Raw genomic sequence first — 15,832 nt, forward strand, 5'->3', positions numbered from 1 at the left:
CTCACGCCTCGTCCAGCATGGGTCGCGGTTCGGGCTTCAACTCGTGCAGCCGGTGGATACCGGGCATCTCGATGAAATTGTCGAGGCTGCGGAGCGCTCGCGACCAGAGCCGGATCGTGGGATACGGATCGAGGGAAACGCCGCCGTCGGGCGCGAGCGCGACGTAGGGAAAGCAGGCAATGTCGGCAATCGTCGGCCGGTCGGATGCGAGAAACCGATCGCCACGCATTTTTTGTTCGAAGAGGCCGGCTTCCAGCTCACGCAGTGCCGCTATGCCATTGGCCTGAAGCGCACCGATGTCACCGGGACGCAGCAGCATCTCATGCAGGCGCGCGCCGCCGAGGTTGGCGGTCAGCCTGTGCGAGAAGGAAAGCCATTGCTGGATGCGCGCCGTCTCCTCGGGGGCGCCGCTGCCGAGCCAGGCCGGTGCTGCCTTCGCGGCGAGATAGCCAAGCATGGCGGAAGACTCGGTCAGGATCAGGTCGCCGTCTTCAAGGATCGGGATGGAGCCTCCCGGATTAAGCGCCATAAGCTCGGGGCCGCGATGCTCGGCGCCGGGATGGAAGTCGACCGGGCGGATTTCGAGCTTCACACCTGACAGCGTCGCCATCAGGCGCACCTTGTAGCAACTTGGGGAGAGGATGTAGTCGTAAAGCTTCATTGTGCCACCAATTGCGCGCCGTAGGTATAATTGTGGCGCTTCAGCCAGCGGCGATAGGCGACCGAGGTCAGGTCGGCGCGCGTCGGGATTTCCATGCCGGGATCGAGCGGCAAAAGACGCGGGATCTGGTTTTCGAGGATCGAGCGGTCCTGCAGGAAAATCGTCTGCTGGAAATGGATGAGGTCGGTCTGTGGCGTCTCGTCATCGAAAAGCGCCATCCATGGCCAGACGTCGCAGAGATCCTCGGCAAGCGGCTGGACGAATAGCGTAATGACATCCCATTCGCCCGGGCGCGGCGGGCAGGTCTTGTAGAGGACTGAGCAGGTCGGAGCCGGCACGCGGTACATGTATTCCGTCGTGATACCTCCGCTCGCGGATTTCGCCGCCTGCGGCTGGTAGAACTTCACCTGGGTCGCCCAGACCTCGTCCTCCTCCTCGCGGATCTCGACCTTGTAGTTTTCGACCTCGGTATGCGGCTCCGAGCCGAGGATGTCGGTATGGACGAAGGGGAAGTGTGCGATGTCGAGGAAGTTCTCGACGGCGCGGAGCGGCGAGCAGCGCACCCGCACCACGCCGACATCGACGAAGCGGCGCCCGGGCTGGTCTGCTTCGGGAATCGGGAAGACCGGTTTCTTCGGTTCGCCGAGCGACGACCAGATATGGCCATAGCGCACCGAAACCGGCAGCACGCGCCCGTTTTCGCCTGTCACTTTCGCCGCGCCATTGGCGTCGAGCGCAATCTTGATCGGCTCGCCCATCAGGGTGGTCTCGCGTCCTTCGCGGTCGAGCCGGCTGAAAAGCCCGACCGGATACCATTCGTCGCGCATCGCATCGTTGATCATGGTACAGCCCCTTTCGCCTCGATCCCTTCGGCCACGCGCCGAAGGCTCTCGGCGGCTCGCGAGGCGGCGATGCGCTCGGACGCATCGCAATCGGCTGGAACAAGGACGTGGATCAGCGTCTCGCCGGCTTCCTGCGGGATAGGCAGCAGGCGAATTGCCGGCGCGCCGGGCGCCTGCCAGACGTATCCTTCAACGGTGGCCTTCGTACCGGCAGCGACCGAGAGCGCCGAATGTCCGGCACGGGCCGTCAATGAACGGAGCGGGACGTAACCCTCAAAAAGGGGTGGCTTGCCGTCAGGCTCTCCATCAGCGGCCCAGATGATCCCGCCGGCCTCTTCGACCAACCGGGTCGTGACGCGAATCGTCTCCGGCGGCGTGAGGCTGGGATGGGCAGGAATGCGCAGACACTGACCGGCCTGCGAATAGGTCCAGCCGTGATAGATGCAGGAGAGCGCCTCGCCGCGCACGAAGCCATGGGAGAGGCGCATACCGCGATGCGGACAGCGATCCGCCGATGCCGCCAAGCGCCCCGATTGGCTTCGCCAGAGGGCAATGGGACCGGCGGGCGTCCGCGCCGGCATTACCTGTCCTGTTGGCAGATCCTGGGTAAGGGCGACCGGCACCCAGGTGTCCGTCTTGTCGGACAGCATGACCTTACTTTCCGTACTGATACCACTGTTTCCCGACCAGAGAGATGCCGGCGCAAGGAGTTGGCGAACCGCTCGATGCGGCTGACGTATGCATAATTATTTCGCAATTGCAATATTGATTAAATTAAGTGCAAACGGAGGGTAACCACACCCAAAGCTATATGTTTTTTTGCTCGACAGGCGCGCGGTCGATCGTCTCGACCCAGACTTCAATGGGCCCAAGCGAACATCCCATCTCCATCATGTCGATCAGTTCCGCCGCACCGGCAATATCGAGTTCGATGCGATCGGTACTTGCATGAGCGATGTGGTGCGCGAGACCGAGCTTGGCCGCATGGCGCATGATCCAGGGCAGGAAGGACGCGGGTTCGAGGTGGCCGCGAATGGTCATCCGCTCATGCAAGCGGTGTTGACTTTGCTTCATCACGGACGGAACGCGCACCTTGGTGTCATGGTCGGCAGCATAGCGTCTGACTGAACGGGCGGAAGTGGTAATCGACGCGCCAATAACACCGAATATCGACTGATCGCCCGTGCCTAGACCCGGGCACTCATGCATGTCGCCCAGAAGTGAGCCGCGGTCCTGGGACAACGACATGCATTAAAACAAAGACTTCAAGCGCGTCGCATGAATCCGTTCAGCGTGACGGGCTTTAGGGTTATCTGAGCTATTGTAATACATCGGTAAGTGGCGCACCCGACAGGATTCGAACCTGTGACCTCTGCCTTCGGAGGGCAGCGCTCTATCCAGCTGAGCTACGGGTGCCTTCAGGGAACCTGAAAACGAACCAGCCGATAGGCCGGCCAGCCACGGCTTCTTAGCGGAAGCCGCGCCGGGCTTCAACGGGCAATTGGCGTGGCGATATTTTCGAAGCCACGTCGCGCGACTTGGCAAGTTCGCGTACGCCCTGCAATCTCAGCCCTAGCCTCTCACCCCGCCACCTCCACCTTGGCCACCCGCCTGCGCACCCTGCGTGGCGCACGCTTCGCCTTCTTCGCGCCGGTCAGTTCGTGCATCGCATCGAGCTGCATCTGCTGCATTTCGGCCAGCCGCGTCCATTGGCGCGAGATCAGATAGTCGAGCTTTTCGTGCAAATGGCGCACTTCCAGCTCGGCTTTCAGGTTCACCCGGTAGTCGTTGAACGAGCGCAGGCGGTCCTTGGCCTCCGTCCGTCTCTGGCTCATCATGATGATCGGCGCCTGGATGGCGGCGATGCAGGAGAGCAGCAGGTTGAGCAGGATGAAGGGGTAGGGGTCGAAGGCGCTGCTCACGCCCGCGATCAAATTGATGCCGATCCACACCGCAAGCACGCTGCCGAACGAGATCAGGAACCACCAGCTGCCGCCGAAAGCCGCCATATTGTCGGAGACGCGGTCGGCGAACGAGCGGTGCTCCTCGAACTCCTCTTCCGAGTTTTCCGAAATCGTGTCCTGCCTGGCGATCGATTCGACCACCTGGCGGTCGAGCTCGGAGAATTCGCCATGCTCCTGCTGCAGCAGCTCCTCCATGTAGCGCATGCGGTAGCGGCCGAGCTCCTCGCGGCTGATGCGGGCGCCGCGCGGCACGTCGGGATGATCGGAGCGGATGCGGTCGGCCAGGCTCGGCCTCAGATCGTCGATGCGCACCAGGTCGCGCTTGCGGAATTTGCGGCCCGAAATCGCCGACGGCTTTCGCTTCGGCTTCAGGCGGCCATGGGGTTCGGAGTCCGGCACATCGGGCGCTTCCAGCGCCTCGTCGGCCGCCAGCTCGGCGTCGTGGTCGGTCGGCGCCTCGAAATACTCGCCGCCGCTGTCGTTTTCATTGGCGGCCTGTTCGGATGGTTTTGGGCTCATGATGCCGGCTCCTGCTGTCGCGCCCACGATACGCCAAGCCGGCACGCCATAGCCACTGTGGCGGTGAAGATTGGGGGCTTGTGCAAGCGCTTGTGATGAATGCCTGCTGCAATTGCCTGTGGCGGCGCAGCCCCCCGGGGCCTCGCTCGCCTGCTGGTCGGCAACCAGACCGCCGAAGTGCTGTTGCCGACGGAGGTCGCGCCTGCTGCAGAGTTAAGATGAGGCAGCGATCCTTCACGACCCCCCTCTGTCCTGCCGGACATCTCCCCCTCTAGGGGGGAGATCAGATGTTGCCATGGCTTCGCCAAACACGAAAAAGAGGCGAAACGCCGAAGCTGCTAATCTCCCCACTTGAGGGGGAGATGGCCGGCAGGCCAGAGGGGGGTGCTGTCCCGCCGGCGTTTCAGAGTTCCTCCACCCAACGACGGGTTCTATTGCGGCGGTAAACCAGGCAACTGCGACCCCTGCGCCGGCAAACCAGGCGGCGGCAGGCCGGGCGACGCGGCCGGCTGATCTCCCGCAAACATCAGCCGCGTCTTCGTATCGGCCAGCATCGGCGAAAGACTGCGCTGGATCAGCGCTTCGACATGGTCGTTGCGCTGGCGTGCGCTGTCGGCGCCCATCACCACGACGATCAGATGCCGGCCGTCGGCATTGTAGGACGTGACGATATTGTAGCCGGATGCCCTGATATAGCCGGTCTTGATGCCGTCGACGCCGCGCACCCGGCCGAGCATGTCGTTGTGGCCGCGCACCAGCCGGCCGCGGAACATGAAGTCGCTTTCGGAGAAATAGTGGAACTGCTGCGGGAAGCGGGCGCGCAGCGCCATCCCCAGCGTCGCCATGTCGCGCGCCGATGTGTGCTGGCCATCGTCGGGCAGGCCGGAGGCATTGCGGAAGACGGTGCTGCTCATGCCGATCTGGCGCGCCTTGGACGTCATCATGGCGGCGAATTGGTCCTCCGAGCCGCCGAGATATTCGCCCACCGCCACCGCCACGTCATTGGCCGACTTGACCACGATCGCCCGGATCGCCGAATCGACATCGATGCTCTCGCCGCGCTTGAAGCGCAATTTGGTCGGCGGCTGCCGGGCGGCATTGTCGGAGACCGGGATCTGCGTTTCCTTCGAGACGCGGCCGGACTCCAGCGCCTCGAACAGCAGATACAGCGTCATCATCTTGGTCAGCGACGCCGGATAGCGTTGCGCCCTCGAACTGACTTCGAACAGCGTCTTGCCACTGCCGGCATCGACGACGATGGCCGCATATTTCTCCTGCGGCGCCGGCACCGCCAGCACGCTGTCGGGCGGTGCGGTGGTGCTGCAGCCGGCCACGAAGACAAGCAGCAGGAGGGCTGCGAGAAATTTCTGGGCGGGGGAGGGGAAATGGAAATTTGGCAAGTCAAGTCCGGCGTTGCTGAGAGGGCCGGAACCTAGCCTAACCCATTGTGTTCGTCCATTTGGTTAACGGCGGAGCTGCCGATGACGCTGCCAATCTCCCCCGCAAGGGGGGAGATCAGATGTCGCTTCGGCTTCGCCAACCATCGGCGCTGAAACGGCAACCTCGACATCCGCCCACCCGCCCCGAAATCGCCTGCTTCCTGTCCTGTTTTGCCTGCGGGGTCGCGGTGCTGCTATAGAGGCGGCAATTGCTTGGGGGATTTGACAATGACCGGTGACATCGGCGCGGCGGCGCCATCTCTTATCAGGGCTTCGCTTAGCCGCACCGGCAAATGGGCCGGCAGCGTCGCCTTTATCGGCGGTGCGGCCTCCGACATCCTCAATCCGCTGGCGCCATTCGCCGCCTATATCGCGCTGCTCGCTTCGGTTGCCGCGGCCATCATCGCCATTGCCATCGTTCTGCGGCTGGTGCTGGCCGCCAAAGCGCTGCCGGCGCTGATCTTTGCCACCAGCGCTGCCGCCGTCGCCGGCGGCGTCTATGGCCTGCAGCAGCAGACCAATTCGCAGAACGGTGTGATCGCCGGCCTGGTGCCGGCCATCGCCGACCTGCAGCAGCAGATGGGCATCGTCTCGGCCAGGGTGGCCAGGATCGAGCAAACGGTAACCGAGACGAAGCTGGCGGTCGATCAGGTCAAGCAATCGACCGACGCGGTGGCGAAGAAGACCGAGGAAATTGCGTCGACCCAGCAGCAGCAGGCTGAGCAGGGCGCGCAGACGCAAAAGTCGGTAGAGGCGGTCAAGCAGACGACCGAAACGCTTGCTGCCGGCCAGCAGAAACAGGCCGAGCAGGCCGACAAGCTTCAGGCGACCACCGAGCAGATCGCCGCCTCGGTCGACACCATCGCCAAGGGCTTTGCCGCATTGGCCGCGCAGGGCGGGGCGATCGCCGAGCCGAAGCGGCCGGATGAATTCTATCACAATGCCCGCGTCTACGAGCTTTCCGGCGACATGCTGAATGCGCGGCGCTCCTATCTCGCTTTCGCCGGTTTCGACGTCGACGCCGTCGATCCCTACACACGGTTCGCCACCCTGCTGCGCGTGCAGGACGGCAAGGCCGGCGCCCGCGAAGTGTTCGGCGCCCTGGCCGACAAGGCCAAGGCGCTGTCGATCAAGCTGGTCCATATCCTGCAGTTCGACGATGCCCAACGTCTCGACAAGCTCAACGCCTTCATCGCGGCCAATCCTGATTTCGCACCGGCCTATTACCTGCTCGCGCAGGAGTTTTCCGAGGATCGCCTCGGCGTCCAGTCGCTGTCCGACAAGCGCAGCGAGGCCGAGGCGCTGACCAGGTTCGTCTCCTATGAAAAGGAAGGCGGGCTGCTCAAATATTTCGTCGACCAGACGCAGCTCGCCGACTGGCTCGACCGCAGCCGTACCCGCCTGACGGCGCTTGGCGACGTGCTCGACCCAGCACGCTTTGCCCCGACGCTGACGCCGATGCGCTCCAATGCCGGCTGGACGATCTCCATCTCGCTGCCCGAGGCCGCGACCGGCATTTCCTGGCGCATGGGTGTGTCAGGTCCGTTCACCGACACCGGGCTGATGGCGATGAACGACCAGCGCACCGGCAAGCCGATGCCCAATCCGAGCTTCGAATTGCCCGACAGCACCACGGCCACCACCATCGGGGTCAAATATCTCGATCTCAGGGGCCGCGAGACCGGGCCGTTCGACATAAGTTTCGATCCGGACGCGGCGCTGCAACAGGGCAACAAACAGATCCTCGACCAGTTCTGGACGTCGTGGATCGCCTTCGACGCCAGCGGCAATCACGGCCTGGTCTATTTCTCCCAGATGCTGTCATTCCGCTGCGGCATCAAGGAGGTGCGCTACAGCCTGAACGGCACGGCGCTCGACAAGGAGATCAAGCTGCCGCCTTGCGACAAGAAGGACCCCTACGCCATTCCTTATGACTACCAGCCTTACTTCAAGGTCGCCGACAACGTGACATCGATGGCGGTGCAGGTCACCTACACCGACGGCACCAAGTCGCCGGTCCGGGAGTACAAACGGCAGTAGGCGTCCACCCTTCCCCTTGTGGGGAGGGTCGATCCGCGTAGCGGATCGGGGTGGGGGTCCTTGTAGGGCGCTACCCCCGCCCCGTCGAACAATCTCCGCTTCGCGTCGAGCGCTCGCCGACCCTCCCCACAAGGGGGAGGGTAAAAATCGCCCTGATGCAAAATGCCGGTCGCTGTGCTTGCGCATCCGTCACGGAGCGGGTTTGTTCGCTGCCATCAGAATCAGCAGGTGCGCGGATGGATACGGTCACGATCAAGGCAAAGGGCATTTCGGTCACGCTCGATCTCACTGTCGGCCATATCGCCGACATGACGGTCGACAGCGATGGCCGCCAGCTGAAGCCGCTGCACCGCGCGCCCTGGATCGATGCCGGCGAGACGCTGCCGCCGGATCTGCCTCAAGGCACGGTGCGGCTGTCTGGCGATTTCCTATGCGCACCGTTTTCGGCCAGCGACATCGAAGCCGCACCGCTGCATGGCTGGCCGGCCAACAGCGCCTGGGATGTCACCGCCAGCGAAGCGACATCCGACGGCTGGCGGGCCGTCTTCCGGTTGCGCCGCACGGTGATGGGCGCGACGGTCGACAAGATCTTCACGCTCCGCAACAGTCATCCCTTTCTCTATCAGGAGCATGTCTTTTCCGGCGGTTCCGGCGCGGTCTCCGCCGCCCACCATCCGATGGCGGCGATGCGCGATGGCGGCCGGCTCGCCTTCTCGCCGAAGCGCTTTGCCGGGACACTGGACGCACCGCTGGAGCCCGATCCGGCCCGCGGTCGCTTCAAGCTTTCCTATCCCGCCCACTCGACCGATCTGACGCGCTTTCCAGCCACTGGCGGCGGCACGCTCGATCTCACCGACTACCGCATGGAGGATGAGCGCGAGGATTTCATCACCCTGGTCGAAGCCGATCATGACGGTCCGGGCTGGACGGCGCTGGCGCGCCGGGCCGAACAGGATCTGGTGCTGGTGCTGAAGAACCCGGCGGAGCTTCCGGTCACCATGCTGTGGTTCAGCAATGGCGGCCGCGACTACGCGCCGTGGAGCAGCCGCCATCGCGGCGTGCTCGGCATCGAGGACGGCCGCGCCGCCATCGGCCATGCCGCATCGATCGACGACAATTGGCTGAAGCGCGAAGGGGTCGCGACCGCTTTTACCCTCGGCGGCGAAGTCTCCTTCCGCCATGTCATCGGCGCGCTGCCGCAGGCAAACGGCGAGCCGCCGCGCGATATCGGGACAGCCTCAGGTCACATGCGTCTCACCGGAGCCGATGGTTCGACCCGCGATGTCAGGTTCGACAGCGATTTCCTGCGGATCGGCCAGCCCGGCTGATTTTCGAACGCTGGCCCTGCCCCTCACCTGCCTGCCGGCATCCTCGACACACGGCACATGGAGCTCGTCCGCCGCACCGCCGCGCCAACCAATCTGCTTGGCGCTGCGGCGGACGCATAGGGGGAGAAGTGTTACCCATCTATCGGCTGGACACCGGCAGGGCGACGAGGGGCGGCGCTGACGTGGCGGATGTCGTGAGATTGCCCAAATCGCGGTTTGAAATTTCCTCAAACTGCCGACAAGATGCAAAGCATAGCTGGAAGCGCCCAATGTCCGAAATCGCCCATCTCGCCGCCACCATCTTCAAGCGCGCCGGCAAGGCGAAACGCTTCATCGTCGCCATTGCCGGCCCGCCCGGCGCCGGCAAGTCGACGCTCTCGGCCGGGCTGCATGATCTGCTGCCGGAGGGCGCGGCTGAAGTCGTGCCGATGGACGGCTTCCACTATGACGACATCGTGCTCGACCAGCGCGGCCTGCGGCCAAGAAAGGGCGCGCCGGAGACTTTCGACTTCGCCGGCTTCGAGACGCTGTTGAAGCGCATCCGTTCGGGCGAGCCAGACATCGCCATTCCGGTGTTCGACCGCAGCATGGAATTGTCGCGCGCCGCCGCCTCCATCGTTGCCGCCGAGACCAAGTTCATCCTGGTCGAAGGCAATTACCTCCTGCTCGACGAGGAGCCGTGGTCGCGGCTGGCGCCGCTGTTCGACTTCACCATCTTTGTCGATGTGCCGCGGGCCGAACTCGAGCGCCGCCTTCTGGTGCGCTGGCACGAGCATGGCCGCTCCGACGAAGACGCCCGCGCCTGGATCGCTTCCAACGACATGCCCAACATCGATCGCGTGCTCGGCCGTCGCAGGTCCGCCGACCTGGTTGTTGGCGATCCCGCATAGTTCGCTGGACTTCGGAACGGGAACCTTAAGACTTTCAGGTCGTTATCTCTCATCGGCAATCGTGCCGCCGTGAGGGAACCGTCAGATGGCAACCAAGGCAAAAACACCCGCCAAGAGCAAGACCGCTCAACCCAAAGCCAGGCAGGCAAAGGCCACGCAGGCCAAGGCAGGCGCCGGCCCGGCGATCGCCGAGCGGTCCAAGGACGCAAAGCCGGCTTTCGGCAAAGCGGCGCCAAAGAAGGTAGAACCGGTCGCGACGGCGAAGGTGGCGGTGAAAACCGCCAAACCCAAGAAGCCGGCAAGCCGCGGCTCGATGGCCGGCGGGGCCATGCGCACGGTCAAGGCGACCGCCAATGTCGCCGCTGGTGCGGTGGCGGCGACAGCCAGGGGCGCCGCGTCGCTCGCTGCGTCCGTCATCGGCAAGGGCGGCTCGAAAAGCAAGGCCAAGGCGAAATAGACCTGGTTGCTTCGGCCGGCCGAGGTTAATTCCTGGCGGGAATGGTCAGGCCGCGCTGCACCGCGGGCCGCGCCAGCCCGCGCTCCAGCCATGCCGCGACGGTGGGGAAGTCGTCGAAGCCGACGAGTTCGCGCGCCTCGTAGAAGCCGATCAGATTGCGCACCCAGCCCAGCATCGAAATGTCGGCGATCGTATAGTCGTCGTCCATGATCCAGGTTCGACCCTTCAGCCGCGTCTCCAGCACCCCGATCAGCCGCCGCGATTCATTGCGGTAGCGATCCAGCGGCCGCTTGTCGGCGATCTCGCGCCCGGCGAATTTGTTGAAAAACCCGACCTGTCCGAAAATCGGTCCGATCGCCGCCATCTGGAAGAACACCCATTGGATGGTCTCGTAGCGCCGCGCCGGATCGGCAGGGATCAGCTTGCCGGTCTTGTCGGTGAGGTAGAGCAGGATGGCGCCGGATTCGAACAGGCCGAGCGGCTTGCCGCCTGGACCGTCGGGGTCGATGATCGCGGGTATCTTGCCGTTCGGGTTCAGTGACAGGAATTCCGGCGTCCAGCTCTGGTCCTTGCCGATATCCCCCAGATGCGCCTCGTAGGGCAGGCCGAGTTCTTCCAGCGCGATCGACACTTTCACCCCATTCGGCGTCGTCGCGGAATAGAGCTGCAGGCGGTCGGGGTGGCTGGCCGGCCAGCGCTTGGTGATCGGAAAGGCGGACAGGTCGGTCATCGAAAGCTCCGGTCGGGAATTTGGCGCGGTATCGCGCCATCTGGCGTGTTGCGAAGGATTATCCTCGGCGTCTTTGCCGATCAACCCGGCCGACGGTGCGCACACCGTCTTCGCAGTCATTCAGGGCCAGTCGCTCAGGGCCAGTCGCTTGCCGTCAGACCGCCTTGAACGCCACCACGGCATTGGTGCCGCCGAAGGCAAAACCGTTGCTGATCGCCGCGCGCACCTTGCGCTCGCGCGCCACATTCGGCGTGATGTCGAGATCGCAGTCGGGATCGGCCTGCCGGAAATTGGCCGTCGGCGGCACGATGCCTTCGCGGATCGCCATCACGCAGGCGATCATTTCCAAGCCGCCCGAGGCGCCGAGGCAATGTGCATGCATGGACTTGGTCGACGACACCGACAGCTTGTAGGCATGGTCGCCGAAGACGCGCTTGATTGCCGCCGTCTCGATCTGGTCGTTGGCCTTGGTGCCGGTGCCGTGGGCGTTGAGATAATCGACGTCCTCGGGATTGAGCCCGGCGTCCACCAGGCAGGCGCGCATCGCCGCAGTCGGTCCCTCGACAGTCGGCGCGACGATATCGGAAGCGTCGGCGGAAAGGCCGGCTCCGGCAAATTCGGCCAGAATGGTCGCGCCGCGGGCCATGGCGTGTTCATAGGTTTCCAGCACCGCCATTCCAGCACCTTCGCCGAGCGACAGGCCCTGGCGATCGGCCGAGAACGGCCGGCAGGTATCGGGCGCCAGCACCCTCAGGGCTTCCCAGCCTTTCAGGATGCCCCAGAGCAGCGGCGCGTCGGTGCCGCCGGCGACCATGACATCGGCGCGGCCGAGCCGGATCTGGTCGACCGCCGAGGCAAAGGCATGATTCGACGACGAACAGGCCGAAGTGACGCCGAACACCGGCCCGCGCAGGCCGAGATTCATACTGACATGGCCGGACGCCGCACTCGGCATCACTTTTGGCACGGTGAAGATGCCGGCCCGGTTCTTGCCGTCGACCAGGATGGCGCGGTAGTTCTCCTCGATCGCCTCCCAGCCGCAGACGCCGACGCCGACAACCGCGCCCATCCGGTAGGTGGTTGCTTCATTCGATGTCAGGCCGGCATGCTGCATGGCTTCGCGCGCGGCAATCGTCGCCAAAAGGCTGAAGCGGTCCATCGACACGGTCTGCTTGTGGCTGATGCCATGGTCGGGCAGCGTCTTGATTTCGCAGCCGACCTTGACCTTCAAATCATGCAAACCGGGATTGCTGATTTGACCGATGGCCGATCGGCCGGCCCGCATTTCGTTCCAGATTGCAGGCGCATTGGCGCCGAGCCCGCATATGCCGCCGATGCCGGTAATGACGACGCGCTTTTGCATTCAGCTCAGGCTTTTTTCGCAATCAGCGCGCGAACAGCCTCAACCATATCGCCGACATTCTTGAGATTGCTCCAGGCATCGACCGTGTTCATCTCGATCTCGATGCCGTACTGCTCCTCGAGATCGAAGATGATCTCGGTCAGTTCCAAGGAATGGATGCCAAGCGCGGTCAATTCCGTATTGGTGGTGATCTCTTCGCCACCGGGCTCCGCATGTGCCCTGATCTTGGCGATGATTTCCGTTGCCAGCTCGTCAGCCATTCGATTCCTTCCCCAATTTTATAACGTCGCGGTGCCGATTGGTTGGCGCCCCTGTTGCCTGGACTGAAATCGCCGTCGCCTTCAAAAACCCGCCAGGCGCAGCATGACCGTTCCAAAGAGGCTCCCTCTATAGAAACGGAAACGCTGTCAAGCAACAAGCTATATCAACAAGCACCATATCGACAAAGCGCCGGGAGTGCTTAACGTTAGCGCCGTGGATACGTTGCAGCATGTCTTGATCTCAGCTCTTCCGGCCCAGCGCGCGGCCGGGGCGGCCCGGCTTGCGTGCGGCGTCAGGGATGGACGCACCCGGCTTTTGCGCCTCTATCAGGACGGCTCGGCCAAAATCCGCATGCCGGCCGTTGCGGCCGATCCGCTCGAAGCCGTGCTCATCAACACCGCCGGCGGTCTGACCGGCGGCGATCGGCTCGGCTGGGAAATCGATGTCGGGCCAGGTGCCTCCGCCTCGATAACCACCCAGGCCTGCGAAAAGATCTATCGTGCCGCAAGCGACCGCGCCGAAGTTCGGGTGAAGCTCAGCGTCGGCGCGGGCGGGCGTATCGCCTGGCTGCCCCAGGAAACCATCGTCTTCGACCGCTCGGCCTTTGCCCGCACGCTCGAGGTCGAGCTTGCCGCAGGCGCCGAGGCATTGCTGCTTGAAGCCACCGTATTCGGCCGCCTCGCCATGGGCGAAGAGGCCGCGCACGGCCATTTCCACGACCGTTGGCGTGTCCGCCAGGATGATGCGCTCGTTCATGCCGAGGATTCCCGCATCGGGCCGGCTATCGCGGCGGCACTTGGCCGCCCGGCGGTCGCCGGCGGCGCCATTGCCGCAGCGACGCTGCTGATGGTCTCGCCGCAGGCAGAAGCCTTGCTCGAACCGGCCCGCGACATCATCGGCGCCGACGGCGATGCCAGCGCCTGGAGTGTCAAAAAATCTGGCAAGCTTCTTGCGAGGCTGTTTGCCGAGGACGGCTATCAGCTGCGCAAGCGGCTGGTTCCGCTCGTCGAACTGCTCAACGGGCGGGCGGGTCTGCCCAAATTATGGTCACTCTGAGCCAAATCCAGGCCAAATCCAGGAAAGCGCATGAACCTGACGCCGCGTGAAAAGGACAAGCTGCTCATCGCCATGGCGGCGATCGTGGCGCGCAAGCGGCTGGAACGCGGCGTCAAGCTCAATCACCCCGAAGCGATCGCGCTGATCACCGATTTCGTCGTCGAGGGCGCCCGCGACGGCCGCCCGGTCGCCGAACTTATGGAGGCCGGCGCCCATGTGGTTACCCGCGCGCAGGTGATGGAAGGCATCGCCGAGATGATCCACGACGTGCAGGTCGAGGCGACCTTTCCCGATGGCACCAAGCTGGTGACCGTGCACGAACCGATCAGGTGAGGAGAAAACGATGCTGGAACTGCGACCGAATTGCGAATGCTGCGACAAGGACCTGCCGCCGGAAGCGGCGGACGCGCTGATCTGCACCTTTGAATGCACCTTCTGCGCTGACTGCGCTGAACATGTGCTGGGCGGCGTCTGCCCGAACTGCGGCGGCAATTTTTCCGCACGCCCGATCCGCCCAGTGGAGAAACTGGTGAAATATCCGGCCTCGACCCAACGCGTGCTCAAGGCCGAGGGCTGCGGCCCGCGCAAGGCTGCGTGATTGTTTTCGTGACTTCGAAGGGAAGACCGATGATCTCTGCTTCAACCAAACGCACCACGCTTGCAGCGATCCTGCTGCTGGCGGCGGCGATGCCCGCCTATGCCCATGTCGGCATCGCCACCACCTCGTCCTTCGCGGCGGGCTTCGCGCATCCGCTGTCCGGCCTCGACCATATGACCGTCATGGTCGCCGTGGGCCTGTGGGCGGCGCTCAAGGGCGGCAAGGCGATCTGGGCCTGGCCGCTGGCCTTTGTCGGCGTCATGCTGGTCGGCGGCGCGTTCGGCATGCTCCACGTGCCGGTGCCTTTCGTCGAACCGGGCATCCTTGCCTCCGTCGTCGCGCTTGGCTTGCTGGTGGCGTTGGCGGTCGATCTGCCGGTCTCGGCCGGAGTCGCCATCATCGGCCTGTTCGCGCTGTTCCATGGCCATGCCCACGGCACCGAAGTGCCGGAAAATGCAGGTGGGCTTGACTATATGGCCGGCTTTGCCGTTGCCACCGCACTTCTCCATGCCATGGGCATCGCTGCCGGCCTTGGCCTCGGCATGCGCTTTCGCGGGCTTGCCCGCGCCGCTGGCGCCGCTTGTGCTGCAGTCGGCGGCGGCCTGGTCTTCGGCGTTTTGTGAGGCTAACGATGATTCCCGGCGAAATCATCACCGCAAGCGGCGACATCGAGCTCAACAAGGGGCTGCCGACGGTGACGCTGAAGGTGGCCAACAGCGGCGACCGGCCGATCCAGGTCGGCAGCCACTACCATTTCTTCGAGACCAATGAGGGGTTGAAATTCGATCGCGACAAAGCGCGCGGCATGCGTCTGGACATTGCCGCCGGCACCGCGATGCGCTTCGAACCGGGACAAGAGCGGGACGTCACGCTGGTGCCGTTCGGAGGAAAACGCGAGGTCTACGGTTTTCAGCAGAAGATCATGGGCAGGCTGTGAGATCGACGGGGTCGGGCGCCCTGAGGTCAGTTCGACGGCCTGGCCGCCGCGTAGATGACGATTCTTGCCGAGCCGTCGAATTCCACCGCAAGGACGTCTTCCGTAAGCACGCGCCGCGAATCGATGGCGTTGAACAGCAAGGCGTTGGCGTCGATCTCCTTGCGCAGTTCCGCAATGTCGTCCTGATGCTGTTCGACCTTGCTCTCGACCGCCGGCGGCGGGCCTCCTTCGCTGCGCGCCGCGTCGGTGAGGAAGACGATATCCACAGTATCGAGCTTGGACGTCTTGCGCACGGCGCCGATGTTCTCACGCGTCCGCTCGATCGCGGTGATGATCTTGTTGGTCTGTGGTTCCGTCCGCGCCTCCTCCTGCCGGACATCGGAGCCGACGATCCTGTTGACGGTGTCGGCCCGGTTGACGGCGTCAGCGCTTTCAAGACCTTGCGCGGCTTGCGGGCCGAAAGCTGCGAGAAATGTGCAGGCAGCAAGGCTCTGGAGCCATCTGGTGTCGGCAAAGACAGGCATTGCTCACTCCTGGTGGACTTTTCTGTGCAACGCCGTTCGGCGCCAAAGGAACGAAACGCCTCCTGTCGGGCGAAGGTTCCCTGTGGGCTGGGGGGGGCGGGGGGGGGCCCCCCACCGGATGGTTAACGCGTGGCTGTTGGTGGGCACGGGACGCGCGCCCCATGCGGGGGAGGGTGAGGCGGCCCACCGTGGCCCAGGGGGGCCCCGAGGTGTGAGGCGCCGC

Annotated in this window: 19 protein-coding genes and 1 tRNA gene; 9 read left to right on the plus strand and 11 right to left on the minus strand. The window is 64.2% G+C overall.

The genetic code is table 11. The annotated features are described in order from the left end of the window. Position 1: 1 nt before the first annotated feature. From NKI06_RS17960 to NKI06_RS17990, 7 genes are all read right to left on the minus strand, one after another. Positions 2-661: a glutathione S-transferase family protein gene (locus NKI06_RS17960; protein ID WP_023699368.1), complete on the minus strand. Its 660-nt coding sequence runs from the start codon at positions 659-661 to the stop codon at positions 2-4. After that, positions 658-1,503 carry an aromatic ring-hydroxylating dioxygenase subunit alpha gene (locus NKI06_RS17965; RefSeq protein WP_352986454.1) on the minus strand — a complete coding sequence of 282 codons (846 nt, stop codon included), beginning with the start codon at positions 1,501-1,503 and terminating at the stop codon, positions 658-660. Before NKI06_RS17965 ends, NKI06_RS17960 begins: the two co-directional genes overlap by 4 nt. Further along, on the minus strand, positions 1,500-2,153 hold the full coding sequence (locus NKI06_RS17970) for a Rieske 2Fe-2S domain-containing protein (RefSeq protein ID WP_352986456.1): 654 nt from the start codon (positions 2,151-2,153) through the stop codon (positions 1,500-1,502). Before NKI06_RS17970 ends, NKI06_RS17965 begins: the two co-directional genes overlap by 4 nt. Positions 2,154-2,310: 157 nt before the next feature. Further along, positions 2,311-2,577: an acylphosphatase gene (locus tag NKI06_RS17975; RefSeq protein ID WP_023689148.1), complete on the minus strand. Its 267-nt coding sequence runs from the start codon at positions 2,575-2,577 to the stop codon at positions 2,311-2,313. Positions 2,578-2,842: 265 nt separating this feature from the next. Continuing rightward, a tRNA-Arg gene (locus NKI06_RS17980) sits at positions 2,843-2,919 on the minus strand. Positions 2,920-3,083: 164 nt separating this feature from the next. After that, a complete protein-coding gene (locus NKI06_RS17985) occupies positions 3,084-3,986 on the minus strand; it encodes a DUF1003 domain-containing protein (protein WP_352986459.1) in 903 nt (300 codons plus the stop codon). Positions 3,987-4,417: 431 nt separating this feature from the next. Continuing rightward, positions 4,418-5,386, minus strand: coding sequence for a D-alanyl-D-alanine carboxypeptidase family protein (locus NKI06_RS17990; RefSeq protein ID WP_023707757.1), 969 nt, complete (start codon positions 5,384-5,386; stop codon positions 4,418-4,420). 267 nt (positions 5,387-5,653) lie between these two features. Here NKI06_RS17990 and NKI06_RS17995 point away from each other — a divergent pair, with 267 nt between their 5' ends. From NKI06_RS17995 to NKI06_RS18010, 4 genes are all read left to right on the plus strand, one after another. Further along, positions 5,654-7,465 carry a methyl-accepting chemotaxis protein gene (locus NKI06_RS17995; RefSeq protein ID WP_352986462.1) on the plus strand — a complete coding sequence of 604 codons (1,812 nt, stop codon included), beginning with the start codon at positions 5,654-5,656 and terminating at the stop codon, positions 7,463-7,465. 236 nt (positions 7,466-7,701) lie between these two features. Then, complete coding sequence (locus NKI06_RS18000; protein WP_352986463.1) at positions 7,702-8,793, plus strand: hypothetical protein; 1,092 nt, start codon at positions 7,702-7,704, stop codon at positions 8,791-8,793. A 269-nt stretch (positions 8,794-9,062) separates the two neighbouring features. Further along, complete coding sequence (locus tag NKI06_RS18005) at positions 9,063-9,683, plus strand: nucleoside triphosphate hydrolase (protein ID WP_023689152.1); 621 nt, start codon at positions 9,063-9,065, stop codon at positions 9,681-9,683. 85 nt (positions 9,684-9,768) lie between these two features. Further along, entirely contained in the window at positions 9,769-10,140 is a 372-nt protein-coding gene (locus tag NKI06_RS18010; protein ID WP_023711378.1) for a hypothetical protein, read from the plus strand. Between the two features lie 25 nt (positions 10,141-10,165). Here the strand turns inward: NKI06_RS18010 and NKI06_RS18015 are convergent, their stop codons facing one another. The 3 genes from NKI06_RS18015 to NKI06_RS18025 all read right to left on the minus strand — a co-directional run bounded on the left by NKI06_RS18015 (position 10,166) and on the right by NKI06_RS18025 (position 12,493). Further along, complete coding sequence (locus NKI06_RS18015; protein WP_352986465.1) at positions 10,166-10,870, minus strand: glutathione S-transferase family protein; 705 nt, start codon at positions 10,868-10,870, stop codon at positions 10,166-10,168. Positions 10,871-11,024: 154 nt separating this feature from the next. Continuing rightward, the gene (locus tag NKI06_RS18020) at positions 11,025-12,233 is read right to left on the minus strand and encodes a beta-ketoacyl-[acyl-carrier-protein] synthase family protein (RefSeq protein ID WP_352986467.1); all 1,209 of its coding nucleotides are present in this window, start codon (positions 12,231-12,233) and stop codon (positions 11,025-11,027) included. A gap of 5 nt (positions 12,234-12,238) precedes the next feature. After that, positions 12,239-12,493, minus strand: a complete 255-nt coding sequence (locus tag NKI06_RS18025) for an acyl carrier protein (protein WP_023671226.1) — start codon at positions 12,491-12,493, stop codon at positions 12,239-12,241. Positions 12,494-12,728: 235 nt separating this feature from the next. Here NKI06_RS18025 and NKI06_RS18030 point away from each other — a divergent pair, with 235 nt between their 5' ends. From NKI06_RS18030 to NKI06_RS18050, 5 genes are read left to right on the plus strand one after another with little or no spacing between them, the layout of a single operon-like run. Then, the gene (locus NKI06_RS18030; protein ID WP_502900597.1) at positions 12,729-13,550 is read left to right on the plus strand and encodes an urease accessory protein UreD; all 822 of its coding nucleotides are present in this window, start codon (positions 12,729-12,731) and stop codon (positions 13,548-13,550) included. A gap of 30 nt (positions 13,551-13,580) precedes the next feature. After that, entirely contained in the window at positions 13,581-13,883 is a 303-nt protein-coding gene (locus NKI06_RS18035; protein WP_023693076.1) for an urease subunit gamma, read from the plus strand. Positions 13,884-13,893: 10 nt separating this feature from the next. After that, positions 13,894-14,148, plus strand: coding sequence for a DUF1272 domain-containing protein (locus NKI06_RS18040; protein WP_023671229.1), 255 nt, complete (start codon positions 13,894-13,896; stop codon positions 14,146-14,148). A 29-nt stretch (positions 14,149-14,177) separates the two neighbouring features. Continuing rightward, a complete protein-coding gene (locus tag NKI06_RS18045; RefSeq protein WP_352986471.1) occupies positions 14,178-14,771 on the plus strand; it encodes a HupE/UreJ family protein in 594 nt (197 codons plus the stop codon). 8 nt (positions 14,772-14,779) lie between these two features. Continuing rightward, positions 14,780-15,085, plus strand: coding sequence for an urease subunit beta (locus tag NKI06_RS18050; RefSeq protein WP_023671231.1), 306 nt, complete (start codon positions 14,780-14,782; stop codon positions 15,083-15,085). A gap of 26 nt (positions 15,086-15,111) precedes the next feature. Here the strand turns inward: NKI06_RS18050 and NKI06_RS18055 are convergent, their stop codons facing one another. Next, a complete protein-coding gene (locus NKI06_RS18055; protein ID WP_023689155.1) occupies positions 15,112-15,609 on the minus strand; it encodes a hypothetical protein in 498 nt (165 codons plus the stop codon). Between the last annotated feature and the right edge of the window lie 223 nt (positions 15,610-15,832).

The sequence above is a fragment of the Mesorhizobium sp. M0772 genome (assembly GCF_040320135.1).
GTDB lineage: Bacteria > Pseudomonadota > Alphaproteobacteria > Rhizobiales > Rhizobiaceae > Mesorhizobium.